Source organism: Streptosporangiales bacterium, assembly GCA_009379955.1.
GTDB lineage: Bacteria > Actinomycetota > Actinomycetes > Streptosporangiales > WHST01 > WHST01.
In genome coordinates this window covers 1-26,701 of sequence record WHST01000043.1, presented here as the reverse complement: position 1 = coordinate 26,701, position 26,701 = coordinate 1, and the positions used below count along the sequence as shown (strand labels likewise).

General features: G+C 70.3%; 24 protein-coding genes and 3 pseudogenes. 14 read left to right on the top strand and 13 right to left on the bottom strand.

Annotation, left to right across the window (positions count from 1 at the left end; genetic code table 11):
- Window positions 1-12: 12 nt before the first annotated feature.
- On the bottom strand, window positions 13-570 hold the full coding sequence (locus GEV10_14685) for a MarR family transcriptional regulator (GenBank protein MQA79701.1): 558 nt from the start codon (window positions 568-570) through the stop codon (window positions 13-15).
- Between GEV10_14685 and GEV10_14680 the strand changes: the two genes are divergently transcribed.
- Window positions 569-1,624 (top strand): EamA family transporter, encoded by a 1,056-nt coding sequence (locus GEV10_14680; protein MQA79700.1) that lies wholly within the window; start codon window positions 569-571, stop codon window positions 1,622-1,624. The two genes, GEV10_14685 and GEV10_14680, sit on opposite strands and share 2 nt — an antisense overlap.
- Here the strand turns inward: GEV10_14680 and GEV10_14675 are convergent.
- Complete coding sequence (locus tag GEV10_14675) at window positions 1,546-3,105, bottom strand: sulfurtransferase (protein ID MQA79699.1); 1,560 nt, start codon at window positions 3,103-3,105, stop codon at window positions 1,546-1,548. The two genes, GEV10_14680 and GEV10_14675, sit on opposite strands and share 79 nt — an antisense overlap.
- A gap of 659 nt (window positions 3,106-3,764) precedes the next feature.
- Here GEV10_14675 and GEV10_14670 point away from each other — a divergent pair.
- The 8 genes from GEV10_14670 (at window position 3,765) to GEV10_14635 (ending at window position 11,250) form a co-directional block, all read left to right on the top strand.
- Complete coding sequence (locus tag GEV10_14670) at window positions 3,765-4,985, top strand: LLM class flavin-dependent oxidoreductase (protein MQA79698.1); 1,221 nt, start codon at window positions 3,765-3,767, stop codon at window positions 4,983-4,985.
- 13 nt (window positions 4,986-4,998) lie between these two features.
- Window positions 4,999-6,363 (top strand): NtaA/DmoA family FMN-dependent monooxygenase, encoded by a 1,365-nt coding sequence (locus GEV10_14665; protein MQA79697.1) that lies wholly within the window; start codon window positions 4,999-5,001, stop codon window positions 6,361-6,363.
- Entirely contained in the window at window positions 6,360-6,953 is a 594-nt protein-coding gene (locus tag GEV10_14660; GenBank protein MQA79696.1) for an NADPH-dependent oxidoreductase, read from the top strand. The genes GEV10_14665 and GEV10_14660 overlap by 4 nt, the downstream gene beginning before the upstream one ends.
- Before the next feature lie 28 nt (window positions 6,954-6,981).
- Entirely contained in the window at window positions 6,982-7,500 is a 519-nt protein-coding gene (locus GEV10_14655; GenBank protein MQA79695.1) for a flavin reductase, read from the top strand.
- A 168-nt stretch (window positions 7,501-7,668) separates the two neighbouring features.
- Complete coding sequence (locus tag GEV10_14650; protein ID MQA79694.1) at window positions 7,669-8,817, top strand: LLM class flavin-dependent oxidoreductase; 1,149 nt, start codon at window positions 7,669-7,671, stop codon at window positions 8,815-8,817.
- Window positions 8,735-10,108, top strand: a complete 1,374-nt coding sequence (locus GEV10_14645; GenBank protein ID MQA79693.1) for an MsnO8 family LLM class oxidoreductase — start codon at window positions 8,735-8,737, stop codon at window positions 10,106-10,108. The genes GEV10_14650 and GEV10_14645 overlap by 83 nt, the downstream gene beginning before the upstream one ends.
- 84 nt (window positions 10,109-10,192) lie before the next feature.
- Window positions 10,193-10,531: an ATP-binding cassette domain-containing protein gene (locus tag GEV10_14640; protein MQA79692.1), complete on the top strand. Its 339-nt coding sequence runs from the start codon at window positions 10,193-10,195 to the stop codon at window positions 10,529-10,531.
- Window positions 10,528-11,250, top strand: a complete 723-nt coding sequence (locus GEV10_14635; protein MQA79691.1) for a VOC family protein — start codon at window positions 10,528-10,530, stop codon at window positions 11,248-11,250. The genes GEV10_14640 and GEV10_14635 overlap by 4 nt, the downstream gene beginning before the upstream one ends.
- A 74-nt stretch (window positions 11,251-11,324) precedes the next feature.
- Here GEV10_14635 and GEV10_14630 read toward each other — a convergent pair whose 3' ends face one another.
- From GEV10_14630 to GEV10_14600, 7 genes and pseudogenes are all read right to left on the bottom strand, one after another.
- Entirely contained in the window at window positions 11,325-12,173 is an 849-nt protein-coding gene (locus GEV10_14630) for an alpha/beta fold hydrolase (protein ID MQA79690.1), read from the bottom strand.
- Window positions 12,174-12,218: 45 nt separating this feature from the next.
- Window positions 12,219-12,617: pseudogene (locus GEV10_14625) on the bottom strand (VOC family protein).
- The gene (locus tag GEV10_14620; GenBank protein MQA79689.1) at window positions 12,614-13,846 is read right to left on the bottom strand and encodes an amidohydrolase family protein; all 1,233 of its coding nucleotides are present in this window, start codon (window positions 13,844-13,846) and stop codon (window positions 12,614-12,616) included. The pseudogene GEV10_14625 and the gene GEV10_14620 overlap by 4 nt, the downstream one beginning before the upstream one ends.
- 48 nt (window positions 13,847-13,894) lie before the next feature.
- The gene (locus tag GEV10_14615; protein MQA79688.1) at window positions 13,895-16,720 is read right to left on the bottom strand and encodes an AAA family ATPase; all 2,826 of its coding nucleotides are present in this window, start codon (window positions 16,718-16,720) and stop codon (window positions 13,895-13,897) included.
- 101 nt (window positions 16,721-16,821) lie between these two features.
- Window positions 16,822-17,355 carry a TetR family transcriptional regulator gene (locus tag GEV10_14610; protein MQA79687.1) on the bottom strand — a complete coding sequence of 178 codons (534 nt, stop codon included), beginning with the start codon at window positions 17,353-17,355 and terminating at the stop codon, window positions 16,822-16,824.
- Between the two features lie 86 nt (window positions 17,356-17,441).
- Window positions 17,442-18,968: an NAD(P)-binding protein gene (locus GEV10_14605; protein ID MQA79686.1), complete on the bottom strand. Its 1,527-nt coding sequence runs from the start codon at window positions 18,966-18,968 to the stop codon at window positions 17,442-17,444.
- Window positions 18,969-19,002: 34 nt separating this feature from the next.
- Window positions 19,003-19,710: a TetR family transcriptional regulator gene (locus GEV10_14600; protein MQA79685.1), complete on the bottom strand. Its 708-nt coding sequence runs from the start codon at window positions 19,708-19,710 to the stop codon at window positions 19,003-19,005.
- Between the two features lie 40 nt (window positions 19,711-19,750).
- Here GEV10_14600 and GEV10_14595 point away from each other — a divergent pair, with 40 nt between their 5' ends.
- Together GEV10_14595 and GEV10_14590 are read left to right on the top strand one after the other, a co-directional pair.
- Window positions 19,751-20,158, top strand: coding sequence for a hypothetical protein (locus GEV10_14595; GenBank protein MQA79684.1), 408 nt, complete (start codon window positions 19,751-19,753; stop codon window positions 20,156-20,158).
- 238 nt (window positions 20,159-20,396) lie between these two features.
- Entirely contained in the window at window positions 20,397-20,975 is a 579-nt protein-coding gene (locus tag GEV10_14590; GenBank protein ID MQA79683.1) for a DinB family protein, read from the top strand.
- Between the two features lie 132 nt (window positions 20,976-21,107).
- On the opposite strand, the gene GEV10_14585 is transcribed toward GEV10_14590, so the two are convergent.
- Window positions 21,108-21,635, bottom strand: a complete 528-nt coding sequence (locus GEV10_14585; protein ID MQA79682.1) for a TIGR03618 family F420-dependent PPOX class oxidoreductase — start codon at window positions 21,633-21,635, stop codon at window positions 21,108-21,110.
- A complete protein-coding gene (locus GEV10_14580) occupies window positions 21,557-22,219 on the bottom strand; it encodes a TetR family transcriptional regulator (protein ID MQA79681.1) in 663 nt (220 codons plus the stop codon). The genes GEV10_14585 and GEV10_14580 overlap by 79 nt, the downstream gene beginning before the upstream one ends.
- A 239-nt stretch (window positions 22,220-22,458) precedes the next feature.
- Here GEV10_14580 and GEV10_14575 point away from each other — a divergent pair, with 239 nt between their 5' ends.
- Window positions 22,459-23,439 (top strand): polysaccharide deacetylase family protein, encoded by a 981-nt coding sequence (locus GEV10_14575; protein ID MQA79680.1) that lies wholly within the window; start codon window positions 22,459-22,461, stop codon window positions 23,437-23,439.
- Window positions 23,440-23,593: 154 nt separating this feature from the next.
- Here the strand turns inward: GEV10_14575 and GEV10_14570 are convergent, their stop codons facing one another.
- Entirely contained in the window at window positions 23,594-24,040 is a 447-nt protein-coding gene (locus tag GEV10_14570) for a hypothetical protein (protein ID MQA79679.1), read from the bottom strand.
- Window positions 24,041-24,272: 232 nt separating this feature from the next.
- Between GEV10_14570 and GEV10_14565 the strand changes: the two genes are divergently transcribed.
- On the top strand, window positions 24,273-24,872 hold the full coding sequence (locus tag GEV10_14565; GenBank protein MQA79678.1) for a hypothetical protein: 600 nt from the start codon (window positions 24,273-24,275) through the stop codon (window positions 24,870-24,872).
- 88 nt (window positions 24,873-24,960) lie between these two features.
- Window positions 24,961-25,077: pseudogene (locus tag GEV10_14560) on the top strand (hypothetical protein).
- 541 nt (window positions 25,078-25,618) lie between these two features.
- On the opposite strand, the pseudogene GEV10_14555 reads toward GEV10_14560, so the two are convergent.
- Window positions 25,619-26,548 (bottom strand): annotated as a pseudogene (locus GEV10_14555) (DNA polymerase III subunit alpha).
- Between the last annotated feature and the right edge of the window lie 153 nt (window positions 26,549-26,701).

Genomic DNA, 26,701 nt, shown 5'->3' with positions numbered 1-26,701 from the left:
GCGAGAGACGGTTCAGGGCTTCGCCGGGTGCGGCGTCTCGAGGCGCGCCAGCCAGGTGGTCAGCAGCGCTTCGAGCTGTGCGGCCTCATCCGGCGTGAGGTCGTCGAGCAGTCGCCGTTCGTTGCGCATGTGCTCGGCGAAGGCGCGGTCGATCAGCTTCCTGCCCGCCGTGGTGAGCGCGACGACCCGGCCGCGGCCGTCGCTCGCGCTCTGGCGGCGGGTGACCAGCCCGTCGCGTTCGAGCCGGTCGATCCGCTTGGTCATCGCACCGGTCGTGACCATCGTGAACTGGGCGAGCTCACCCGGAGCGCGTTCGTACGGCTTGCCGGCGCGCCGGAGAGCGGCCAGGACGTCGAACTCTCCCTCACCGAGTCCGAACCGCTGGTAGACCACGCACAGCTGCTCGGTGAGGTGGCCGGCCAGCCGGTGCAGGCGCCCGATCACGCCCTGCGGGCGCACGTCCAGGTCCGGGCGCTCGCGGGCCCATTCGGCCTGGATGCGCGCCACATGGTCGAGAGAGGCGTTCACGAGACCCACTGTAGCTTCCCCGGCAGGTACAATACCTTCCATGGAAGCTACTCTTCGATGGTCGCTGGTCACCGCGATCGCACCCGTCGCCTGGGGGTCGAACTACTTCGTCACCCATCAGTTCCTCCCGGCGGAGTACCCGTTGTACGGGGCGGTGTTCCGGGCGCTGCCGGCAGGACTGCTGCTCCTGGCGGTGAGCCGGAGGCTGCCACGCGGGTCGTGGTGGTGGAAGTCGCTGATCCTCGGCACGCTGAACATGGGAGCGTTCTTCGCCCTGGTCTACCTGGCCGCGCAGCTGCTCGCGACGAGCATCGCCTCGACGGTCATGGCGACCTCTCCGATGATGATGATGCTGCTCGCCTGGGCGCTGCTGGCCGAGCGCCCTCGGGTGCTGCCCCTCGCCGGCGCCGCAATCGGCATCGCCGGTGTCGCCCTGATGCTGCTCACCGGAGTGGCCAACGTGAACGAGTGGGGCGTGCTCGCCTCACTCGCGGCCATGGTGATGTCTTCCGTGGGCTACATCCTGGCGAAGCGATGGAGCGCAGGCATCGACGTCCTGTCGCTGACCTCGTGGCAGCTCATCGCCGGAGGAGCCGTACTCGTGCCGTTCGCTCTCGCGGTCGAAGGATCACCGCCCGTCCTGGACGGCACGACGATCGCCGCGTTCGGCTACGTCACCGTCGTCGCGACCGCGCTCGCCTTCGCCGCATGGTTCGCCGGGTTGCGCCACCTACCCGCCGCGACGGTGGGACTCGTCGGGCTGCTCAACCCCGTCACCGGCGTGCTCCTGGGCACCGTCATCGCCGCGGAATCGCTTACCCTGCAACAGCTCGGCGGACTGGTGCTCGTCCTCGCCGGCATCCTCCTCGGCCAGTCCCTCGGCTCCCGTCGCAGCCCTACATCGGCGGGAGCCCGAGGTTTCCCCGCAGCGTCGACGACTCGTACTCCCTGTGGAACAGGCCGCGGCGCTGGAGCTCGGGGACGAGGTGGGCGGCGACTCGGCGACGGGAGGCGCGGTCATGGGGAGGCGCCGTCGAAGTCGAAGAGCGGGTCGCCGGCCGTCTGCTCCAGCAACGACAGCTCCCAGGCGAAGTAGTCGCGATACCACGCCTCCCGCTCGGGTCCGACGTCGGGCGGACCCACCGTGTCCTCGATGTCGCCGGCGAAGACGGGGACGTGTCGCGTCAGCTCGTCCTCGACAGCCGCGACGCCGCCGTCCAGGACCCTGACGTTCGCCCCGCCGCGGGAGAGGTCGGCCGCCACGTACTCGGGTGCGAAGGTCGCGTCACCCACGAGGACGATCGTTCCCGTGTCGTCCTCGGCGACCAGCCGGTCGAGCGTCTCCCGGCGGGCGTGCACGGACCCTTCGATGTGACCGGCGCGGTAGGCATCCGAGTGCCGCAGGTCGAAGACGCGCAGGTCGGATCCGTCGGCCAACCATTCGGCGAGCTCGGGCCAGGCCACTCGCTCTACCGCCGGCGGGCTCGCCTCCGTGAATCCCCAGTCGCCCGGGCTGACACCGATGTCCGAGGTGACGACCGACAGCGGTCCGCGATGGAGGTACCGCAGCCAGTGAGCCGTGTTCGCTGCCCGGATCCGGTCGGGTGAGTCGACCAGGACGACGTGGGAGTTGCGCACCACGATGTGCTCGTCTGCGGCCTGGACGAGCTGCCCGCCCGGCGTCGACACGCTGCCCGGCAGGTGCCCGGCGGCGTACTCCTCGGCAGTCCGGACGTCGAGGAGGTACGTCGTCGCCGGGTCGCGAAGGAGGGCATGCAGCCGGGAGGGCTCCAGCGTCTCGACGCCGAGACCCGCAAGGGCACGTTCCGCCCAGGCCACCGTGGCCGGCGGAAGCTCCGCGGGTACGCCGATACGTTCGCCCTCACCCGTGGCGAGTGTGAACCCGGCCTGCTCCCACGCCGGTGTGCCGTTGCGCAACGAGAAGACCGCGTTCGGCAGCCCGGTGTTGATCAGTGACTGCGCGCCGACGATCCCGCGCGTGCGTCCCTGGCAGTTGACGACGACACGGGTGTCGGAGTCTCGCACCGCCTCGGCGATGCGGTAGACGAGCTCCGCTCCGCCGCCGGAGTGGAGCCCGTCGGGGATGTGGTGGTGGAGATACTCCTGCGTGGTGCGGCTGTCGACCACCACGACGTCCTCACCGGTCTCCTGCCATTTCCGCAGCGTCTCCGCGTCGACCGTCGGGGTGGCGAACCGGTGCTCGACCCACTCCCCCAACGCCTTGCTGCGCACGTTGGTGCCGGTGTAGATGCGGCCGCCGAAGCGCCGCCAGCCCTCGAGACCTCCGTCGAGAAGATGCACATCGCGATACCCGAGACGTTCGAGCATCCGCGCTCCCTTGTCGTCCAGCCTGGGTTCACCGGCGAGGACGACCGGCGTGTCACGACGAGGCACCGCCGCCACGATCCGGTGCTCGAGCACCTGGTAGGGGATGTTCGACGCGGCGGCGATGTGACCGTTCTCGTGACGGAGCGGAGACCTCAGGTCGACGACGGCGACCTCGCCGTCGTCATGGAGAAGAGCGTGCAGCTGCTGTCCTGAAGTGTGTGTCGACAACTCGTCGCACCTCGCAGGTCGATGACGGGCCGCACCGTGTGCCGGTGCATGGTGAGGTAGGCGACGTCGACGACGTCACCCACGATGAGTCAGGGATCGCTGGTCTCTCACGCGATGAGGGCGGCCGTGGCCTACCCGCGGGCGCCGCGCACCCTCAGCTGTGACAGAGCGAGCTGGCGACGCGCACGAGGTCGATCACGCGTCGCAGAGTGAAGAGTCGCTGCACGGGCACATCTCAAGTATTTGCATAGGACTAGCCGACTATCAAGGTCGGTATCGAGAGCTGAGACTCATCCCTCACACCGAGTGCACGACGGCCGTACACCATCAATCCCTATTAAGCCGATTGGTGTTGCCGATTACCCGTGAGCGTGGTTACCTGGAAGCAGGTCACGAGCGCCACTGTCGAGAGTCGGGGTCTGGTCGTGGACACACACACTGATGCGGAGCGCGCCGGCGTCGTCTCGACGCCGGGGCGCTGGGAACGCGGCGACCGGTACCGCAGGCTCCACCTCGACCTGCTCCTGATCACGACATCGTCGTGTCGTCGCTGACCCGCGCCCGCACGGTCGTCGTCGACACACGTCGGTAGCCGCCAGCGCCGGGCGGCGGGGTACTCCGTTCTTCCCTGACGATCCTCCATGCGGGAGACCCATGCCATGACACGTTCAACTCCACTTCATCTCGCTGTCGCTCTCGACGGCGCGGGCTGGCATCCGGCGGCATGGCGTTCGCCGGGTGCCAGGCCGGGCGATCTCTTCACCGCCGACTACTGGCGCGACCTCGTCACGACCGCCGAGCGTGGGTCGCTCGACTTCGTCACGATCGAGGACTCCCTCGGACCGCGGTCGTCCAGGCGCGACGGCGTCGACGATCGCACCGACCACGTGCGCGGACGGCTGGACGCCGCACTCCTGGCGGCGCGGGTGGCGCCGCTCACGTCGCACATCGGCCTCGTCCCCACCGTGACCACCACCCACACGGAGCCGTTCCATGTCTCGACGGCGCTGGCGACGCTCGACTTCGCCAGCAAGGGCCGCGCCGGCTGGCAGGTCAAGGTGTCCGCTTCGGCCACGGAGGCGGCACACTTCGGCCGTCGCCGGATCCCGCCGATCGATCACGAACGCCGACACGACCCCGAGACAGTCCGTGCGATCACACAGCTGTTCGGCGAGGCCGCCGACACGGTCGAGGTGGTGCGCCGGCTGTGGGACAGCTGGGAGGACGACGCGGTGATCAGAGACGTGACGACGGGACGATTCGTCGACCGCGACAAGCTGCACTACGTCGACTTCGCCGGCGACTGGTTCAGTGTGCGGGGACCCTCCATCACGCCACGACCACCACAGGGGCAACCCGTCGTCACGGCACTCGCCCATGCGGAGGCGGCGTACCTGCTCGCCGCGCGGGCGGCCGACGTCGTGTTCGTGACCCCGCACGACATCGAAGAGGCGGACGCCGCCGTGAGTGCGGTACGCGACGCCGAGCGCGCGGCCGGTCGAGACGGCGAGCCACTGCGCGTCTTCGTGGACCTCGTGGTGTTCGTCGACACGGACGACGAGACGGCCGGACGGCGCAAGGCGCTTCTCGACGAGCTCGACGGCGCGGAGTACGCGTCCGACGCGGCGGTCTTCGTCGGCACGGCCGACCGGCTCGCCGATCTCCTCACCACGTGGCGGCGCGTGGGGGTCGACGGCTTCCGGCTGCGGCCCGGCGTCCTCCCGCACGACCTCACCGCCCTCACCGAACGGCTCGTGCCGGCGCTCCAGGCCCGCGATGCCTTTCGGCGCCACTACGAGCAGAGCACGTTGCGGGGCCTGCTCGGCCTCACCCGACCGGCGAGCCGCTACACCGCCGCAGCGGCCACGCCGGCGACCTGACCAGGAGATCGTCATGACCGCACGACCCAAGCAGATCATCCTCGCCGCGCACTTCCCCGGCGTGAACAACCACACGGTCTGGCAGGACCCGAACGCCGGCAGCCAGATCGACTTCTCGTCGTTCGTGCACCTCGCGCAGACCGCCGAGCGCGGTCTCTTCGACTTCTTCTTCCTCGCCGAAGGCCTGCGCCTGCGCGAGCAGCGCGGTCGCCTCTACGACCTCGACGTCGTCGGGCGCCCCGACACGTTCACGGTCCTCGGCGCACTGGCGGCGGTGACGACGAGACTCGGCCTCGCCGGCACGATCAACGCGACGTTCAACGAGCCGTACGAGATCGCCCGGCAGTTCTCTACGCTGGATCACCTGTCCGGCGGGAGGGCCGCCTGGAACGTCGTCACGTCCTCCGACGCGTTCACGGGCGAGAACTTCCGGCGCGGCGGCTACCTCGACCACTCCCAGCGCTACGAACGCGCCGCCGAGTTCGTCCGGACCGCGCGCGAGCTCTGGGACTCCTGGGCCCAGGACGCGCTCGTCGCCGACCCGTCCGCGGGAGTGTTCGTGTCCGAGGGTGACGCCGGGGCGTTCGAGCACGCCGGCGTCCAGTTCGACATCGCCGGCCACTTCACCGTGCCACGCAGCCCGCAGGGGCACCCGGTGATCATCCAGGCCGGCGATTCCGACGCCGGCCGCGGGTTCGCCGCCGCGACTGCGGACGCGGTGTTCACCAGGCACGGCACGCTCGAGGAGGGCAGGGCGTTCTACGCCGACGTCAAGTCCAAGGCGGCTGCGTACGGACGGTCGCCCGATGACGTCAAGATCCTCCCCGGAGTCTCCTTCGTGCTCGGCGACACCGAGAGCGAGGCACACGAGCGCACCCGGCACATCCGCCGCCAGCAGGTCAGCCCACAGACGGCGATCGCGTTGCTCGAACAGCTGCGGAACCGGGACCTGTCCGAGTACGACCCGGACGGCCCGCTGCCCGCGGACGACCCGCGGGTGTCGGACGACACGATCATCAAGGGTCGCGCGCGGCAGCACGACGACCGCGTGGAGACCGCGCGCCGGTGGCGCGCCGTCGCGGAGGAGAAGAAGCTCGGCATCAGGGATCTGGTGATCGAGGTGACCGACCGGCAGCGCTTCGTCGGGACGCCGGCACGGGTCGCCGAGGAGCTCGACACGTTCGTGCAGAGCGACGCCTCCGACGGGTTCATCCTGGTGCCGGCAGGGCTCGACGAGTTCGTCGACAAGGTCGTGCCGCTGCTGCAGGAACGTGGCGTGTTCCGCACCGAGTACACCGCGTCGACCCTGCGCGGTCACCTCGGACTCGGGCCACCCCGCCTGTCCACGCCGTCGACCGGTGTGGCGGTGTCGGCATGAGCCAGGTGGACGACGGAGTCGTCAAGGTCGTCGAGCTGATCGGCAACCCGCGACCGAGTTCACGGACCCGAGCACTCGCCGACGCGATCCGCCGCGCGCTCATCGGCGAGCTCATGGCGCGGGCGCCGGCGACGTACGAGACCCAGGTGCTGGAGCTGGGTGAGCTCGTCGGCGTCACGTTCGACCCAGAACCGGTGCGGGGCAGAGCGGCCGTTGCCGACCCGTTCGGACCGGTGCGGGCCGCACGCCTGCTCATCGTCGCGACGCCGACGTACAAGGCGACGTACAGCGGCCTGCTGAAGATCTTCCTCGACCAGTTCTCGCACGGCGACCTGGCCGACGCCGTCGCGGTGCCGGTCGCCATCGCGGCAGCCGAGGAGCACCGGCAGTCCGTGCAGGCGAACCTGCGCGACCTGCTGGTCGAGCTCGGGGCGAGCGTGCCGGCACCGGCGGTCGCCGTCCTCGAGCCCGAGCTCGAGTCGCGAACGGTCGGAGACATCGCCGCCGAGTGGGTGCATCGCTACGGCAGCGTCGTCGCCGACGTGCTCCGGCACCTGGCCCACGAGGCGCAGGCGGTGGAGCGGCGATGACCGACCTCGACAGCGAAGGCGGCGACGGATGACCAGCGTGCTCTCGTCCGAAGACGGCCCGGTGGACGGCACCGTCGACGCGGATTCGTTCAGGCGGCTGTTCCGCCACCACGCCGCTCCCGTCGCGGTCATCATGACCGGAGGCGCGAGCCCGGTGGGGTTCACGGCGACCTCGCTGGTGCCGTTGGCGGCCGACCCTCCGCTGGTGAGCTTCAACATCGGTCGCGACTCGTCGAGCTGGCCCACGGTCGAGCGTGCCGAGCACCTCAGCGTCAACCTGCTCGCCGCCGGACAGCACGACGTGGCAACGGTGTTCGCGACGAGCGGCATCGACCGCTTCGCCGCGATCACCCACTGGCGACGCGGACCGCACGGCCTCCCCGTACTCGACGACTCGCTCGCCTGGCTCGCGCTACGGGTGCGCGGTCGCGTCGATGCCGGCGATCATGCGGTCGTCGTCGCCGACGTCATCCGCGCCGAGCACACCCCGGCCGCACCGCTGCTGTACCACCGCGGCAGGTACACGTCCGTCCTGGACGCGCCATGATCGCCGCCAGGATCCGGGCTCATCGCGTGGACTGGTACGAACCCGCCGCCGTGGCACTGCACGAGGCCGTCCGGATGCTCGAGCGGCACGGGTACACCTCGGTCCCGACCCACCCGTCGTGCGGCGCACCGACGTCGTCCCGCCGCTTCGCGAAGGTGGTCACCGCCGATGTCGTCTCGTGAGCCGTCCTTCCACTGGTTCCTGCCGACCGGTGGCGACGACAGGATCCTCGGCCGGTCGTCGCACGGTGTCGGCATCGGCGACGGCGTGCCAGACAACGGCGCGCCGTCCGCGCATCGACCCGCGACGCTCGACTACCTCACCACGCTGGCACGCGCCGTCGACTCACTCGGCTACGACGGCGTCCTGACACCGACCGGGGCTCATTGCGAGGACGCGTGGCTGACCACCGCCGCACTGATCGCCGCGACACGGCGGGTGAAGTTCCTCGTCGCGCTGCGTCCCGGTCTCCTCTCCCCGGTGCTGGCCGCCCACATGGCGGGGACGTTCCAGCGCCTGTCCTCCGGACGGCTGCTGCTCAACGTCGTCATCGGCAGCAGTACGGCGGAGCAGCGCGGGTACGGGGATCCGCTCGACCACGACGAGCGGTACCGGCGTGCCGACGAGTTCCTCGCCGTGGTGCGCCGGGCCCTGTCCGGTCTGCCGTTCGACCACTACGGCACCCACTACACCGTCGACGGCGGGCTGCTCAGGGAGCCGCCCGACCCACTCCCTCGGGTCTACTTCGGCGGATCCTCTGCGCCCGCGTTGCAGGTAGCCGCCAGGCACGCCGACGTCTACCTCACCTGGGGTGAGCCCGTCGCCGACGTGGCCGAGAAGATCGCGCGCGTCCGCGAGCTCGCCGCCGAAGAGGGGCGCGACGTGCGGTTCGGCATCCGCCTCCACGTGATCACGCGAGACACGTCGCGCGAGGCATGGGACGACGCAGCCAGGCTGATCGAGTCGCTGGACGACACGACGGTCCGGCAGCGGCAGGCGGCGATGCGGCGGCTGGAGTCCGTCGGGCAGCGCCGCATGCTCGACCTGCACGCCGGGGACCGGCGCGGACTCGTCGTCGCGCCGAACCTGTGGGCCGGGATCGGCCTCGTCCGCGGCGGCGCGGGCACCGCACTCGTCGGCAGCCACTACGAGGTCGCGGAACGCATCGACGACTACCGTGCCGCCGGCATCGACGAGTTCGTCTTCTCCGGGTACCCGCACCTGGAGGAGGCCTATGCGTTCGGCGAAGGAGTGCTCCCCCAGTTCCGCAGTGACGAAGAGATACCCGACCTCTTGCGCTCACCCTCCGCCTCGTGACCTCAGGAGAGACGCCGATGCCCCGCACCCGACGACCATCCGCCGCCGCGCGACGGCTCGTCCTGCGCCGGGGACATCCCCAGCCGGCCGTTCCCCGCGTCACCCGTCCGCTGAGCCGACACCACGTTTCCCGGAGGCATCCACCGTGGCACAGAACGTCCCGCTCTCCATCCTCGATCTCGCCCCCGTGGTGTCCGGCCGCACCGCGGGCGACGCGTTACGCAACACCGTCCAGCTCGCTCGCTGTGCCGAGGACCTCGGGTACGCGCGCTACTGGCTCGCCGAGCACCACTTCGCGCCCGGTGTTGCGAGCTCGGCGCCTGCCGTCACGATCGCCCTGGTCGCGTCGGCGACGAGCACGATCAGGGTCGGTTCGGGTGCCGTCCAGCTCGGCCATCAGACGGCAGCGGCCGTGGTGGAACAGTTCGGCACGCTCGCCGCGGTGTTCCCCGGCCGGATCGACCTCGGCCTCGGCCGGTCGGGGCAACGCCGTACCGAGGCCACGAACGGCGCCGGCCAGACTCGACCGGAGACCGAAGCGCCGCCGCCCCGGGCGAGGACGGTGAACGGTCTGCTCATCCCACCCCCGTTCTCGTTCGCGCGGCTCGCGGCGTCACCACGGCTGCGGGCCCAGGCGGCTCTGCTGCAGCAGCCGGGCGCACACTCCCCCGCGTACACCGAGCAAGTCGACGACATCCGGGCGTTCCTGCGCGGCACCTACCGCACTCCCGACGGCATCGACGTGCACGCCGTGCCGGGCGAGGGCGCCGACCTCGACGTCTGGATCCTCGGCAGCAGCGGCGGCGAGAGCGCCGCCGTGGCCGGCAGCCGGGGCCTGCCGTTCGCGGCCAACTACCACGTCAGCCCGGCGACGGTACTGGAGGCGGTGGCGTCATACCGCGCCCAGTTCCAGCCGTCCGCGCACGCGCCCCGACCGTACGTGATGGTGTCGGCCGATGTCGTGGTCGCCCGCGACGACGAGACCGCGCGCGAGCTCGCGTCGCCGTACGCCCTGTGGGTCAGGAGCATCCGCAGCGGCCAGGGCGCCATCCCCTTCCCCACACCGAAGGAGGCAGCCGACCACACCTGGACCGACGACGACCGCGCATTGGTCGCCGACCGTCTCGACACCCAGTTCGTCGGCACGCCCGACACGGTGACGGAGAGACTGCGCACCCTGCAACGAGCAACGGACGCGGACGAGCTCCTCGTCACCACCATCACGCACGACCACGACGACCGCGTCCGCTCCTTCGAACTCCTCGCCGACGCCTGGCGGAGCAGCTCCTGACACGCCGGAGACCACCCCGCAGGTCAGCGTGTGATGCCCGGGATTTTGTCTCAGATGCGATTCACCTTGCACGTGGGGACGGTGATACCGGATAGAAATAGGGTCATGAGTCTCATACCGGCCCTGGATCTACGCGGGCTGACCAAGCGGTACGGCGATCAGCTCGCTGTCGATGATCTCTCGCTGACCGTCCCGGCCGGCTCGTTCTACGAGATGGTCGGCCCGAACGGAGCGGGCAAGACGACCACGCTGTCGATGGCGACCGGTCTGCTGCGCCCGGACGCCGGCAGCGCGACTGTGTCCTGTACGGCCATGCGGCCCGGTCCTACCTCACCGCCCGCCGCACCACCACAGATCACACCTGAGACCGACGTGCCCTGTCTGCAGCTTGAGTCAACAGATCGGAGGTGCGGAGCGGAATGACCTGTCACCTCCTCGCGCTCTGCTTCGATGCGAACGACCCGCTCCGTCTCGCGCGCTTCTGGGCCGGCGTCCTGGGCTGGGAGACGGCCGACGACCCCCACGACGGCATTGCGCTCCTGCCGAGCGATGACACCGGGTTCCGGATCCGATTTCTGCCAACTCAGGAGCAGAAGGTCGGCCCGAACCAGATGCACTTCGATCTGACGAGCACGTCCCTCGAGGACCAGCAGCAGACGGTGGCGAGGGCGCTCGGACTCGGCGCCCGGCACCTCGACGTCGGTCAACTCCCGGAAGAGGGTCATGTGGTGCTCGCCGACCCCGAAGGCAATGAGTTCTGCGTCATCGAGCCGGGCAACAACTTCCTCGCCGACTGCGGATTCGTCGGAGCGCTGGCGTCCGACGGTTCGCAGGAGGTCGGGTACTTCTGGAGCGAAGCGCTGGGGTGGCCGTTGGTCTGGGACCAGGACCAAGAGACCGCGATCCGCTCGCCGCGCGGCGGGCCGAAGATCACCTGGGGCGGTCCGCCACTGATGCCGAAGACCGGGAAGTACCGACTGCATTTCGACATCGCTCCACCCGTCCACGGTGATCAGCAAGCGGAGGTCGACCGTCTCGTCTCCCTCGGGGCGACTCGCATCGACATCGGCCAGGGCAAGGTCAGCTGGGTGGTCATGGCCGATCCCGACGGCCATGAGTTCTGTGTGGTGACCTCGCGATAGCGTCTCGCAGATCGCCGCGTGCCACGGCTGATCATCAGGCACGAGGACCGAATCCGCTCCTATGAGTTGTTGTCTCACGCCTTCGAGCTGAGCGCCGTCGGTCCCATCACCTTCCGATGATCCAACGAGTTCCGTGCCCTGGTGTGATCGGCGACCAGGCGGGCGAGGGCGGCCGGGCTCTGGAGTGGAAGCAGGTGGTTGTCGTCGTCGAACGTGACGACGCCGACGTCCGGCAGTAGCGCGGCGAGCCGGGCGACGAGACGGTGCGTCGGCGGAGGACTGGCGCCGCCCTGCACGAGCAGCACCGGCGTTCTCACCCGCGCCGCCGTCGCGGCGTCGAATTCCCACTGGGCCGCAGCAGCGACCTCGTCACGGAAGAAGTACGCGGAATCCTGCACGGCACGTGCCAGGCCGTCGCCCCCGAGCGCCGCGGTGACGACCTGCCGGTGGTGCGGCCCACAGACCACGCCCATGAACGCGTCGTAAGCCGCGGACACGTCGTCGCCGGCCGCGGCTGCCGCGACGGCCTGCCCCACCGGACGGAAGGCGTCGCGTACCGCTGCGGCGTCTTCCGGGTCGATCAGCTGCTCGATGAGCGGTGGTTCGCCGAGGACGAGCCCGCGGACCAGGTCCGGGCGGTCGACCGCAAGTTGTAGCGCGATCGCCGATGACGAGGAGTGCCCGACCACGGTGGCCGGCCCGCCGCCGAGCTCGTCGAGGAGCGCGGCGCAGTGGGTGGCATGGTCGGTGAGGGTCAGTGGTCGGTCGGGCGTGGGCCCGGTGTAGCCGGCGCGGACCATCCGCACGATCCGCAGGCCGGCAAGCGCGGGCTCGGCGGCCAGTGGCTCGAACCAGGCCCCGAAGACTCCCGCGTGTACGAGCAGGACCAACTCCCCGTCTCCACCGCTGTCGGTGTAGGCGATCTGACCGCCGTCGACCGCGAGCAGCCGTTGGACCGGCGCGGTCTCGTCACTGTAGAGCCGGATCTCGATGCCGTCGGGGTCGTGCAGCCCGACCAGCACGAGCCCACCGGTATGCCCGGGGACCGTTCCGGCATGGGTCTCGCCCAGCTCGTCGAGGTGCCCCGCCCACCGCACCACCCCGTCACGGGTCGGAACGGCGAGGGCCACCGCGTCGAAGCCGGACATCGCCACCGCCCGCTCGGGATCGTGTCGGACGGCGAGTCCAACCCCGCTGGGATGGCGCAGACCCAAGCCGCGTAGCACGCCGTCCTCGACGAACCGGATCTCGACGTCGAAGCCGAGGACTCTGGCGTACCAGTCACCGCTGCGCTCGACGTCGGCGACGGGCAGCTTCAGGTGGTGGATCCCGCCGATCGTGTTCGGCTGTCCCTCGATGCGGGTCATGAACGACTCCTCGTGTTCTCGTTCGGGATGGGAGGTGCTGCGGACAGGACGGGCCGGCCGCCGACGTACACCGCGCGGAGGCGATGGATGGCCGCGGGGTCGGCGAACGGATCACCGTCGACGGCGACGATGTCGCCGTCGTACCCGGGCGCGAGGCGGCCCTTGCGATGGGCGAGGCCACAGACGGCGGCCGCGGCCGAGGTGAGCGTGCGCATCGCCTCGGCGGGTGAGCAGCCGATGTCCAGCAGCGCCGCGTAGGCGTAGCGAGCGGCGTCATGCGGCTTGGCCGCGCCGAGTCCGGCGTCGCTGCCGGCCACGATGCTCGCCCCCGCAGACCGCAGCCGACGTAGGTTCGCTCTGATCGACTGTGCCCGTGCGGCGACAGGGGGCGGCACCGTCGCGCCGGGGACCGACCGGACGCCGAGCGTCGCGCCGACGATCACCCGGCAGTCGGCGATGTGCTGGATGAGCTCGGGCGGCGCGCTGATGCCGTCCGACGTCCAGAACGTGACGTGTTCGAGGCCGTCCACACCGGCGCTCAGTGCGCCGGCGATCGCCGAGATGCCATGGGCGTGGGCGGTGATCGGCAGGCCGTTCCGGTGCGCTTCGTCCACGGCGGCCCGCAGCTCGGCGCTGGTGAACTGAGCGTCCTCCGGCCGGCTGCCCGGGGTGAGGTTGCCACCGCTGGCCATCACTTTCACGACGTCCACGCCGCGCTCGACATGGTCGCGGACCGCGCGTCGAACGGCTGTCGCACCACGTCCGGTGGCGCCGCCCAGGAAGTGGCAGTGGCCGCCCGGTGTGGTCAGCGGCGGCCCGGCGGCGACGATCGTCGGCAGCCCGGGACGACCGCGTAGCTCCAGGGCGAGGTAGTCGCGGTCACCGAGATCGCGGACCGTCGTCACACCGCCGCGCGCCGCGGCGCGGGCGGCGGCCGTCATGGCGGCGAGCGCCTCGTCCGGCGTCCGCTCACCGAGGCGGCGAACCGGTTCCGCGGAGGCGTCGAAGGCCAGGTGGACGTGCGTGTCGATGAGCCCCGGCAGCAGCGTCGCACCGGGCAGATCCAGCACAGCGGCATCCGCGGGTGGCCGGACACCGGAGTCGACGGCGCAGATACGGGAACCGTCGATGAGGACCAGCGGGTCGGGTACCAGCGCGCCGGTCACGCCGTCGAACAGCCGGGCGGCGCGCAAGACGATGCGGGTGGCCCGTGGTGTGGTCGTCGTCATACCGTCCACGGTCGCGGCTCGTCCCGCGCTCCGCGTCCGGCGATCTACTTACGCGCGGTACGTACTTTCCGCGACCCATGCGGCGAGCTGGGTGCGGTTGGTGAGGCCGAGCTTGGTCAGGCAGCGCTGCACGTGCGTCTCCGCGGTGCGCTCCGCGATGTGCACGGTGGCCGCGATCTGCCTGTTGGTCAGGCCTTGGGCGACCAGCTCGGCGATCTGTCGTTCTCGAGTGGTGAGCCGACCCGGTGCCGCACCTCCGTACGCCGCCTGCAGTTCCCTGCTCCACCGCAGCAGCGGTGCCATGTCCAGCCGCTCGGCCTCGGCCGCGGCGAGCTGGGCCGAGGCGGCCGCCTCCTCCGCGTCTCCGGGCCGGCCACGGCGGGCCAACGCGCGCGCCAGCTCGAGCCGCGAGCGGGCGACGCAGGGCGGTGACCCGGCACGCTCGTTGGCTTCGATCCCGGCCCGCAGGTGGCGCACCGCGTCGTCCAGTCGACCCGACGCCCTGGCCGCGACGCCGAGCCAGGTGTGGATCGACCCGGTGAAGTGCAGCGCACCGGCGCCGCCACAGACGAACAGGTCCGCCCATGGTGACAGGTGACGGTAGGCGTCCTGCGCGCCCGCCCGGTCGTCCAACGCGGCCGCCAGCTCGACTTTCATCTGCAGCGTCGGTACGGCGACGAACGGCGGCAACGTGTCGGCGGGTGGGAAACCGGCGTAGAGCCGGCGAGCCTCCTCCACGTTGCCTACCGCGAGGTGCCACAGCGGCAGGATCGCGCCCGGGCCGGCCATCGATTGCCACGCGGTGTCAGCGCCCAGGGCTTCCGTCGGAGGCGGCTTGCCGGTCTGCGTGGCGACCAGGGCGTATAACAGCCGGGCCAGGTGCACCCCGCCTCTGTGCCGGGCCGTGGCGGCCCGGCCGAGCATGTCCTCGGCGAACCGACGTACCTCGACGAACCGGCCGCGAGCGAACGCTATCGCCGCCCCCGCCCGCCCCAGATGCCAGCGAGCCAGTGGCAACTCCAATCGCTCGACGAGGCGAGCCATCCGCAGCACCTCGACCTCGGCGGCGTCGATCTTGCCGAGTTGCAGGAGCGCGTCGAAGCGCCACAGATGCCCCCACAGCACCCGCTCGTCGTCGCCGGTCGTCGTGCCGAGCTCGCTCATCCGGTCGGCGAGGCGGAGCCGCTCGGCCAGTCCCTCCGGCCCGCTGCGAGCCACTTGCCGCGCGTGCAGTGCCGAGGCCAGGGCATGCGCGTCACCGACCTGCTCGGCCAGCGCGAGCGCCTCGTCGGTCGCCCCTTCGACCCGGCCCCGCGACTCGACGGGGTCGAGGTGGCTGGCGAGCTGGGCCAGCAGCCGAGCGCGCAGCAACGGATCCCTGTCGGACAGCGCGGCGAGCGCCTCCTCGCACAGCGCCTGCCGCTCGTCGCGTCCCGCGGGATCCGCGAAGTCGCCGAAGGAGAGCACCGCCTCGGCCAGAGCCACCGGATCGGCCAGCTCGCGGGCGATCGCCGCCGCCGCGCGCACGGCGTCATGAGCGGCGGAGACGTCGTACGCCCGCAGGCAGGCGCGGGCGCGTAACCGGAGCAGGCGAGCACGCTCGGCCGGCTCGGCCCGGCCAGCCGCATGCACGGCACGGGCGAACATCGCAGCGGCCTGTTCCCAGGCCAACTGCTCGGCGGCGCGGGCGGCGGCACGTTCCGCCCATCGCACCGCCTCGACGGGGTCGCCGACCGGTAGCGACGACAGCCAATGGTGCGCGATCTCCTCCGCGCGTTGCCAAGCGTCGCCGCGCGCGGCAAGGCGCGCGGCGATCCGCGCGTGCACGTCCAGCCGTTCCGCGGTGGACAGCTCGGCGCGAGCCACCTCGGCGACCAGGTCGTGCACGAACCCCGCGCTGCTGGTGAGGACGCCGGCACGGGTCGCGGCATCAAGCCCGTCGAGGACCGCCGGCAACGGCTCGTCGACGACCTCGGCGAGCATGGTGGCGTCCACGTCTCCGCCGAACAGCGCCGCCACCCGGACGAGGTGGTGCGCGTCGTCAGGTAGCGCCGCCAGACGAACACCGACCGCGGCACGCACCGCGTCCGGCAGCCGGTCATCCGCCGCCGGGTGTTGTACGAGCAGCAGGCCCAGCTCGCGGACGAAGAACGGATTACCGCGAGTCCGGCGGTTGATCGACTCCACGAGCACGTCATCCGGCGACTCGCCGAGCAACCCGGTCAGCTGGGCCGCGACGCCGGCGCGGGACAACCCCGTCAACCGGATCGGTGTCACGGCCGGGTGCCGCGCGATGCCCGAGAGCGCGTGCGCCAGGTGCAGACGAGCGCCCGCCTCGCTGTCGCGGTACGTCACGAGCAGCATCAGGCGCGCCTCGACCAGCCGGTCGACCAGGTGCTCGAGCATCTCCACCGAACCGGCGTCCGCCCACTGGAGGTCGTCCACCACCACGAGCGCCCCGGTCTCCTCGGCGACCGCCAACAGCAGATCACCGACCGCCGCACAGACGGCGAAGCGGTCGACCCGACGACCCGCGTCCAGAGCGATCAGGTCGGGCACCACATGCGCCAGATCCGCAGCCGCGGCACCGAGCCGATCGGGCACGGATGCGTCCACGGCACGACGGACGATCTGCCGGAACGCCCAGTACGCCGGCGCGCCGTCCTGCTCGCTGGCGCGTCCCCAGAAGCAGCGCATGCCCGCCGCGGTTGCGGCGTCCCGGACGTGGCCGGCCAGCCGCGTCTTGCCGATACCGGGCTCACCACTGACCGACACCACCTGGCCCGCACCACCCAGTGCAGCACGCAACCGGCCGTCGAGCAGGAACAGCTCCCGCTCGCGGCCGACCAGATCCCCAACCCCGGCACCGGGCATGTCAGCTGGCACGCTATCCGAACCCGCCGTGGCTGAGAACGCGATTGCCGCAGGGCGGGAGGGCCCGTACGCCCGGTGGCACGACGTACGTCACGCGCTGGTCAGGGCAGCAGGCCGACCTGGCGGTAGACCTTCGTCAGGTACTCGCGCATCTCGGCGGCGTCGGGAGGATCCGGCTGCAGCAGCCGGTGGATGACGGCGCCGTTGATCATGTCCATGAGGACGTCGGGGTCGATGTGCTCGGCGAGGATGCCCTCCCGCTTGGCGCGCTCGAGCAGCGCCCGCGTCGCCTGCCGGCGGGGTTGGCTGTGGTGCTGCCAGTAGACCCTCGCCAGCTCGGGATGGCTCACGGTGACGCCCAGCGTGCGGGCGATCAGCGCGCGCAGCTCGGGCCGGGCGAGGCTCACGGCCACATCCGGCACGATCGCGGCGACCAGCTCGCGCACCGGGAGGTCGTCGACGCCGTCGAGGGACGTTTCCGCGGTGCCGGCCAGCCGGACGCGCGCCGCATCGATGGCCTGCGCGATCAGCTCCTCCTTGGACTTCCACCGTCGGTAGACGGTCAGCTTCGCGACGCCCGCCCGCCTGGCGATCTGCTCGATGCTCGTACCCTCCACGCCGCGTTCCACGAACATCGCCAGCGCCGCGTCGAGGATGGCCTCGTCCGCTCCCGGGTCGCGCGGTCGCCCGCGTCCGCGGCTCCGACCAGCCGTATCGCCGTTCACCGCCCGGCCCTCCCTCGCTGGAGAGTGCCGTCCAGCCAACGCGCCAGCGCTCGCGGCTCACTCGGTCCGCGCCATGCCAGGTGACCGTCGGGACGCACCAACCACACCTCGTCCCCGGGACGGGCGGCCGGGACGAGCGCGGTAACGCACTGCCCGAGGCGCTCGCGGGCGGCTGCGAGGCACTCGCTCACACCGGTTGCCGCCGTCAACAGCGCCCAGCGTCCGCGCAGCTCGGCGTGCAGTCGGGTCGCCCTGCCGTCGGCCGCCCGGCAGCCGAGGTCGGGAATCCGGTCGCCCGGGTACGGACGCCCGCCTCGGCGCGACCCGAGCGGACCGGCGCGGTACGTGACACCGAGCTGTGACGCCGCCAGCGTGAGCCGCCGCTGCACCGACGGTCTCGACAGCAGCGGAGCGACGACGCGGCGTACGAGCGCCCGCGCCATCGCGCTGTCGCTCGTCTGCAGCCACGTACCTCGGCCGGTCTCCTTCAGCACCGTGGCGGCAACGGGACGCCGCTCTGCCGCGTAGGTGTCGAGCAACGCCTCGTGGGCACGGCCGTACACCACCAGCGCCAGCTTCCAGGCGAGGTTCTCGGCGTCACCGACGCCGGTGAGCATGCCCTGGCCGCCGAACGGTGAGTGCAGGTGTGCCGCGTCGCCGGCCAGCAGGACGCGCCCACGCCGGTAGTCGTCGACGAGACGACGCTGGATGCGGAAGACCGAGGTCCACGCGGCGTCGCGGACTCGTACGCCGGACACGCCCGAGCGCCTGGGCACGATGCGACGGAAACTGTCCACGACCTGTGCGTCGGTCAGCCGCTCCCGTGTCCCTTCCGGCAGGTAGGCCATGAACCGCCACAGGTCACCTCGGTCGCGAGCCCCGTCCGGCTCGGGCATGGGCATGGCCACCAGCATGCCGTCCTCGTGGTACCAACCGACCCCGCCGTCGCGGTCGAAGTCCCAGTCCTCGACGTGCAGGTCGGCCAGGAGGAACTTCTCGCTGATCGCCGCGCCGGGGAACTCGAAGCCGGCGAGCGCACGCACCGCGCTGTCGCCGCCGTCACAGCCGACGAGCCAGCGCGCCCGCACGGACTCCCCGGACGCCAGTACGGCGTCGACGCCCGCGGCATCGGGTCGGGCGTCGGTCAGCTCGACGCCCCATTCGACCGCGGTACCCAGCTCGGCCAGCCGGCGCCGCAGCTCGGACTCGACCTCCGCCTGCGAGATGTACAGCGCCCGGACGGGCGTACCGTCCACGTCACCGAACCGGATTGTGAAGACCCTGCCGCCCATGACCGGGCGCATCGTGAAGCCGGACGCGGCGCGCTGCGGGAGGTCGCCGAGCGCGCCGACCCGGTCGAGCACCTCGACTCCCCGCCCATGCAGGATGTTCGCGCGCGACGTGGTCGCCGGGCCGGCAGCCTTGTCGACCACCCGCACCGCGACACCCTGCTGAGCCAGGCCGCACGCGAGAGTCAGCCCCACCGGGCCGGCACCGACGACGAGGACGAGGATCTCGGGCATGTCACTCCCCCATATATAAACGGTACGGTACCGTTTATATATTGTCCGATGACGACTCGCAAGTCTGGGCCGCGTGTTCGACGGCGGCGACGAACATGTCCAGCTCGGTCTCGAACACCTCGTCGGGGTCGGCGGACCGCAACCGGGGAGCGAGGGCGCGCAGGCGGGGGGCGTCGGGGCGGTGCTCGGCGCCGGCCAGGAGGGCCTCGTTGCGGCTCGGGCTGGTCGGGTCGCCGCGGAGCTCCCGGTGGGCTCGACCCAGGACCAGGTCGACGTACACCAGGTAGAAGCGCGCGGTCGCCGCGTCGTCCAGGTCGGCGGTGGTGAGGGTCGCCAGGATGGCCTCCGCCAGGTGCAGGCCGCCGGGGCTGTGGTTGCCGCGCGCCATGATCAGCTGGGCGAGGTCGGGCAGCGCGCGCAGCTCGCGACGCATGGCGTGGGCGAGCTGCCGCAGCCGGTCCTGCCACGGGCTGTCCACCGACACGTCGGGGACGGCCAGGCGCTCGGCGACGGCGTTCGCCACCAGGTCGAGCAGAGCGTCCTTGCTCGGCACGTGCCGGTACAACGCCATCCGGGACGCACCGACCTCGTCCGCCAGTCGGCGGATGGTCAACGCCGCCACGCCCTCGGTACGGGCCAGCCGCACTGCGGCGTCGACGATCTGCCCCTGCCGGAGGCTGCCCCACTGCCGTCGCGCCGTGCCGGTCACGGCAGCAACAGTACTTGCGGACAGTGTCCGCAAGTAACTAAGGTGTGCCTAACTCGATGTCGAGGAGCGGTGCATGGACGGCCTGGTGAGCTGGACGGACTGGCCGGTGGTAGAGATCCGGGTCGCGGACGGTTCGGCGGACGACACGGCGACGCTCGTCGCCAGGACGCTGCAGTCGGCGTTGGACCGCGGCACCGAGTTCGCCGCTGTCGTGCACATGCCCGACGGCAGTGCTGACGATGCCGCCCGCCGGCGTCCGCCGAGCGGTGCGGTCGAGCGCGTACGGCTGCTGAAGCGGCTGCGTCCCGGTCTCGCCGAACGCTGCCGCGGCCTCGCCTTCGTGCTCTCCGAGACGGCGCAACAGCAGCGCGCCAAGGCGCTCAGGTCGGGCGACAAGGTCTGGAAGTGCCCCACGACGGTGACCGACGACCCCGAGCTCGCCCGGGACTGGGTCCGCCGGCAGCTCGGGCAGGGTGCGTAGCCGATGTGGTTGCTCACCAGCCTGGTCGGTCTCGCGCTGCTGCTCATCCGTAGGCGGCGCCGCAGGGCCCGCACCGAGGCGGGCCCCGAGCGTCACGCCGCGGCGGAGCAGGCGGAGTCCGGGCGCCCTTGAGCCCGCGGATGGCACGCTCGATGCTTCGCTTGTTGATGCGCCGCTCGCCGGACTTTCTCGAATTCCCGACACGGGCCTGCCGTGAACTCACCGTATCGTCAACGACATGGATGTCGACTATCACCGCGAACTACTCGGGCAGCTCCAGTGGCACTGGAAGAGTCAGCTCCGGCCGCGGCTGGACGGCCTGACCGACGCCGAGTACTTCTGGGAACCTGTGGACGGCTGCTGGTCCATCCGTCCCAGGGAAGGCGGCGGCTTCTCCTGTGACTGGGCGCCGACAGAACCCAGCCAGCCGCCGGTCACGACCATCGCGTGGCGGCTGGCGCACATCAGCGTGCTGGTGCTCGGCCTGCGCGCCGCGACGCACTTCGAGGGCATCTCCCAGCAGGAGTACGGCAACAGGCTGCAGACGATGGACTGGCCGGGAACTGCGGCCGACGGCCTCGCCGCTCTCGACGACGCGTACGACAGGTGGGTCACCGGCGTCACCTCCTGGGGTGAGAAGGGCCTGGCAGAGGAGTGCGGAGAGGCGGAGGGCCCGTGGGCACGGCATCCGCGGGCAACCCTGGTGCTGCACATCAACAGGGAGGTCATCCACCACGGCGCCGAGATAGCGACCCTCCGCGACCTCTACCGCACCTCGAACGCCGCCGAACCAGGATCAATCTCTGCCAAGAGTTGACGCACGGCATAGTGCCGCCTCACCGCCAGACGCCCCGGCCGCCGACCTTGAACACTGCCACTCCCTCGCCGAACGGGTAGTCCTCGATTACTCCCGACAGGACGGCACACAGGTCGGGCACGTCGTCTCGGGTCATGAGGTCTGCGGGTTGGTGTAGATGCGGTGGGGGGCGATGAGTACGGCAGCTCGCCGCTCTTCTGCCATCGCTCGGTCGTAGGTGTCCCAGTCGTCGTGAGTACCGCCGGCGGCCCGGAAGATGTCCCGCAACATCAGTCTCAGTGCTTCGCTGTCGACATCGGGATACGGGTCGTCAGGCCCGACGATCTCGGTGTCACCCTCGACGGTGGCCCAGCGCCAGCCCGCCCGGACGACAATGGTGGCTCGGGGTTGGGCACGCAGGTTTCGCAGCTTGCGGGAGCCGCCGGTGGCGACGAGCCCGACAACCCGTCCTGCTCGCTGTGGGTGCTGCAGGACTCCAGCGTTGACTACCGACGACTGGACAGTGCCGTCGCCGCGCAATGTGTTGATCACACACAAGCCATGATCGAGAGGTACCAGCTCGGCAAACGCAGCGAGATCAGTCACGATGGCGTACGCCCTTCTTTCCGGCTCGTCTTCGGTTGACGGGCTCCCGCTGAGGTTGCCAGCGCGTCGATCCATTTCTCGAGACGCCGGGTTTGGTGGGCCATGAGCTCGGATTGTCCGAGCGCGCTGGTGAGGACGGCGCTGCCCTGGTAGGAGGCGACAAGCTCGACCGCCAGCTCGCGTGCGTCGCGTCGGCCCATGGCGCGGAACTGTTGTTCGCTCCAGTCGAGCTGGATCTGCATCAGCGGCGCGGCGAGTGGATCCGATCCGTCGGTCTGTTTGGCCAGCTCCGAGCTCAGTGTTCCGTACGGGCAGCCGTATTGCGGTGGGGTCGAGGCCGCTCGCTCGGCCAGGAGGCGAACGAAGGCCTTGAGTCGGGCCTTGGGGCTGCGGTGCCGCTGTCCCAGCTCGGCGAGCGTTGATTCGAGCTGGTCGGCGTGTGTGTGCACCACGGCGCCGATGATGTCGTCCTTGGCCTTGAAGTAGTAGTAGACGTTGCCCACCGGTACGTCGGCGGCCTGGGCGATGTGGGCGAGGGTGGTGCGCGCCACGCCCTGGCGATATACGAGGTCGCGCGCGGCTGCGATCAACCGTTCTCGCTTGCCCGTCCCCGCACCGGAGGGCGCTGCCTCACCGGCCTGTGCTGAGTCAGTCGTCACACTCACAGTGTAGGCACCATCGGACTCAGGTGTTAAGTTGGTTTACTAACTAGATCTGCACGGTTCAGGACCCACCTGTACTGGACCCACCGACCAGGCACCTGGGTCGGTAGTTCGGTACGTCATGCTCAAGCCCAGCGGCTGGACACGGCGGGTTGGAGTCGCCCCGGCGTCCGCGGCCGCGTTCGAGGTGTTCGACACGCTGAAGCTGCTCTGCGCACGGCTGGAGGAACTCGCGGATGAGTCGACCTGACGTCCCGACTACCGGTCCTTCTCGAGACTTCATCGGCTACGGCCGATTCCCCCCGAAGGTCCGATGGCCGAATGACGCCAGCCTCGTGATCAGCGTCGTACTCAACTACGAGGCCGGGGCCGAGTACTCGTTGCTCGAGGACGGCCGTAACGACAGTTGGGGGGAGCACTCCGACCAGATCGGGTCCGAGATACGGGATCTCGGCACCGAGACCCACTTCGAGTTCGGGAGCAGGGTAGGAGTCTGGCGTCTAGCCCGGCTTTTCGACCGCCTCCGCGTCCCCGTCTCCGTCGGTGCCTGCGCGGTCGCGCTCGAACGTAACCCCGCGGTGGCCGAATGGATCGTCGACGCGGGCCACGAGGCGCTGGCCCACGGGTACCGCTGGACGGAGAACTCCTCGCTGACGAAGGCGGAAGAGCGTGAGCACATGCTTCGCTCGGTGGAGGTCTTCGAGCGGCTCACCGGGAGTCATCCGCTCGGCTGGTTCGTGCGCTCGTTCCCCAGCGTGCACACCAGAGAGCTGCTCGTCGAGGAAGGCGGGTTCCTCTACGACTCCGACTCGTGCAACGACGAGCTTCCCTACTTCGTCGACGTGCACGACACGCCGTTTCTCGTGGTCCCCTACTCGAAGGTCTACAACGACTCTCGGTACTTCCTCGAACCGACCTACGGCACGCCCCGGCACTTCTTGGAGAGCCTGCGAGCAGGTGTCGAGTACCTGTGCCAGGAGGTCGCGGAGGGTGGCACCCCGAGGATGATGTCCGTCGGGTTGCACGAACGCTGGAGCGGGCAGGCGAACCGCGCATGCGCAGTGCGCGACTTCCTCGAGTACGCACAGGACCGATCCGACGTCATCTTCATGCGCCGGGCCGACATCGCCCGATGGTGGATCGAGCACCACCAGAACTGGACGGAGGCGCAACCGGGCACGAGTCCGGTGGGCTCGCCAGCGCGGCCACCGTCCTGAACAGCGCCGGTAAGCGGTGGGCCTCGTGGGCGTCGGCCGGCGCGGGCGCAGAGATGCCGATCACGTGGTCTACAAGCAGATCATGCTCGGCGCTCATGCACGAGTCCGTGCCGCCGCTACAGCCATCGCCGTGCCCGCCGGGCAACGGCGACGCTCAACGGTTGAACCACTCCCGTGCGTCGGACGCGAAGAGCATCCAGACGACACCGGTGGCGATGACGACGGGCACCAGTGCGATGGCGATCCCGACCGGATCCAGGCTCACCAGGGCGCCGATCGTGCCGAGCCCGGCGCAGAACAAGAGGAACAGCTCCATGCCGATCGCGAGCCCTCGCCCCACCCGGTTGCCCCGCATCGTCAGCACCGCGGCGACCACGAGCAGCGCGACGAGCACGAGCACCATCGCGGCGCCAGCCAGATATACCGGTGCGCCGTCTTGACCGTGCTCGACCTTCGACAAGGCCTCCCCCACCATCAACGCCACGCCGAGTCCGTAGATCGCCACGCTGAGCCAGAGGCCGACGATGGCCACCTTCACTTTCGTCGGCATGCCGCGCCGTGCTTCGCTCGCGATCCGCATGCCCTGATCTTCGTGTGTCATTCCCACATGCTCTCCACTGGGGCTCGGGACCGGTCCCGAGCGCCGTGCGCGTCTTGTGGCCAACGAGACCCACCGTCGATCGGCACGTGCCACAATGACCGACCATGGACGATGTCGCCACCCAGCTGACGCGGCTGCGTTCGCAGCTTACTGAGACACGTCTCGTTGTCGAACTGGTCACGTGGGAGGCGTTTCGCGCGCCCGGACAGCCGTCGACGCCAAAGCTCCGGTCGTGAACCGCCGCCGTTTCCTGGTCGCCGGTATGGGAGCGGTCGGCGGCGTCCTTCTTCTCGCCGGCTGCAGCCCAGGACTGGCCGGCTGGACCGGCGTGGCACGCCGCAGTGACCAGCGGCTGGTCCTGGTGACGGCCTGGTGTACCGGTGCCAGGAACGAACGGATCGAGGTGTTCGGCGTGCAGGAAACACCGTCGCCATCACCGTCGCCGTCAGCTTCGCCTACGCCGTCGGTGACGGCGTCCAGCCCCTCGGGCTCCCCCTCACCGACCGAGGTGTCGCTGCTCACCGCGGCGGGCCGGACCGACGACGACCTGGTGGTGCGGGAGCTCGGTGTGCTCCCGCCACGGTGGCGTGCCGCGTCCAGCACACCGGGCGAACCGGAGCTGCTGTTGGGCATCCATCACTTCGCCGAAACACGCACCTTCAGTCGGACCACGGTCAGTAGTACCGCTCCGCGATTCCGGTGGCGCGACCTCCCGATCACCGACCGGCCGACGCCGTCCAGGGTGCTCGGCTATTCCTCGCACGGCGGAGTCAACCGAGTCATGACGGTGAAGGAGCTGCGAACCCTGGCGGAGGACAACTGCCAGGCGTGAGTTCACCCCGAGTTCCTTTCAACGCTTGTTCAGCACGTTCAGCCGCGCCAATGTCACCTTGGACAGGAGTGAGGACGCCAACGGGACCGAGTATCCGATCTCGAAGGCGTACCTCGACTCCCGGGTCCAGACGATCTACGGCGGCACTACCGAGGTGATGAAGGAGATCATCGGCCGCACGATGGGGCTAGGATTCAACCGCTGAGCGTCTCGTACGACGCGCTGACACAGGACACTAGGTCGTGCTCACCGGCGAGCAATGGCACCGCAGCAATCTCGTTGCCGAAGAACACTCGATGTTGCACGTAGCCGCCGCAGTGACGGCCCGCAGGGCGGTGCACACCTACAGGCAGGGCTGGACCGAGCCCTCTGCCGCCACGACCGCGAAGCAGCCGAGACGATCTCCACGCTGATTCGCCGGTGAACGGCAAGGAGCAGCAGCCATGAGAGTCCGTTCGGCTGCAGTTACACCGGAACGACGGAGGCCCGGTCGCCGTTTCCGGCTTCCGGGCCTCTGACCTGAACCTTCTTGGTAGCGGGGGCAGCATTTTGAACCTGCGACCTCTGGGTTATGAGCAGCCCGACGCACGTCCAAGCCGGTCTCATGCGCTGCCAGTTGCCCGAACACCTCTTCTGTGTGAAGCACGGAAGGGGCGGTACTCCCTGGGAGGACGCCGCGTTCGGGAGTGGACACACGAAGCGCCGCGGCTGCACGGTCCTGACGTTCCCGCCGCCGGCACCTTCCGCTAGGCGACGGTGACACCGTTGACCGCCTTCAGCTCGCTCACCAGCATCGTGGAGACGGTTACCGCGTAGTCGTCGACGGCGAGCAGTGTCGTCCTGCCGCCGTCGACCAGCTCGATGCGTACCGGTGTCGTGCCGCGGTGTGCCAGCAGCGCCTCCTTCAGCTCGGTGACCGCGCGCAGGTCGAGCTTGTCCGCAGCCGCGCGGAGCACGAAGGGCGGTTCCTGCCCAAGGCCGTCGGTCGGCAGCGGGAGCCGCTTCGCCGTGCTGCCGAACACCGAGATCCTGTCCTCCCGCCGGTTCACCCGGCCGGTGACGACGACGGCGGTGTCCGTGGCGAGGTCGCCGGCGACGCCGGCATACGTCTTCGGGAAGAACAGCACATCGACGGCGGCGTCCAGGTCCTCGACGGTGCAGATCGCCCACGGCTCGCCCGACTTGTTCAGTCGTCGTTCCAGCGACGTGACGAGGCCGGCAACGGTCACCTCGCCCTGCACCGGCGGGTCGGCGAGCAGCGTCGCGATCGGCTGTGCGTGCGCGCGCAGCAGGTGTGCCGCGAAGTCGAGCGGGTGGCCGGAGACGTACAGGCCGAGCATCTCGCGCTCGTGGGCGAGCAGCTCGTTCCTCGGGTACTCCTCGGTGCCGACCCGCAGGTGCGCCAGTGGCGACGACCGGGCCGGGCCGGCGTCCTCGCCGCCGTACAGGTCGAACTGTCCGGTCGCCTCGCGCCGTTTGAGCGGGACGACGGCCGCGACCGCGTCCTCATGCACCTGGGCGAGTGCCAGCCTGGTGTGGCCGAGGGAGTCGAAGCCGCCGGCCTTCACCAGCGAGTCGACCAGACGTCTGTTGCACACGGTCAGGTCCGACTTCTCGAGGAAGTCGGTGAACGAGGAGTACTGGCCGCGCTCCTTCCTGGTGGCGATGATCGACTCGGCCGCGTGCGTGCCTAGTAGTACTTTGTTATGTCGAGTCTGCGGGGGTGGGTGGGCGTGGCAGGACGGGTTGCAGGCAGAGACGGCAAGCGCCGGTCCAGACGCCGAGTAGGGCCTGGAGTTCGCGGAGGACGGCGTAAAGAGTCAGGCCGG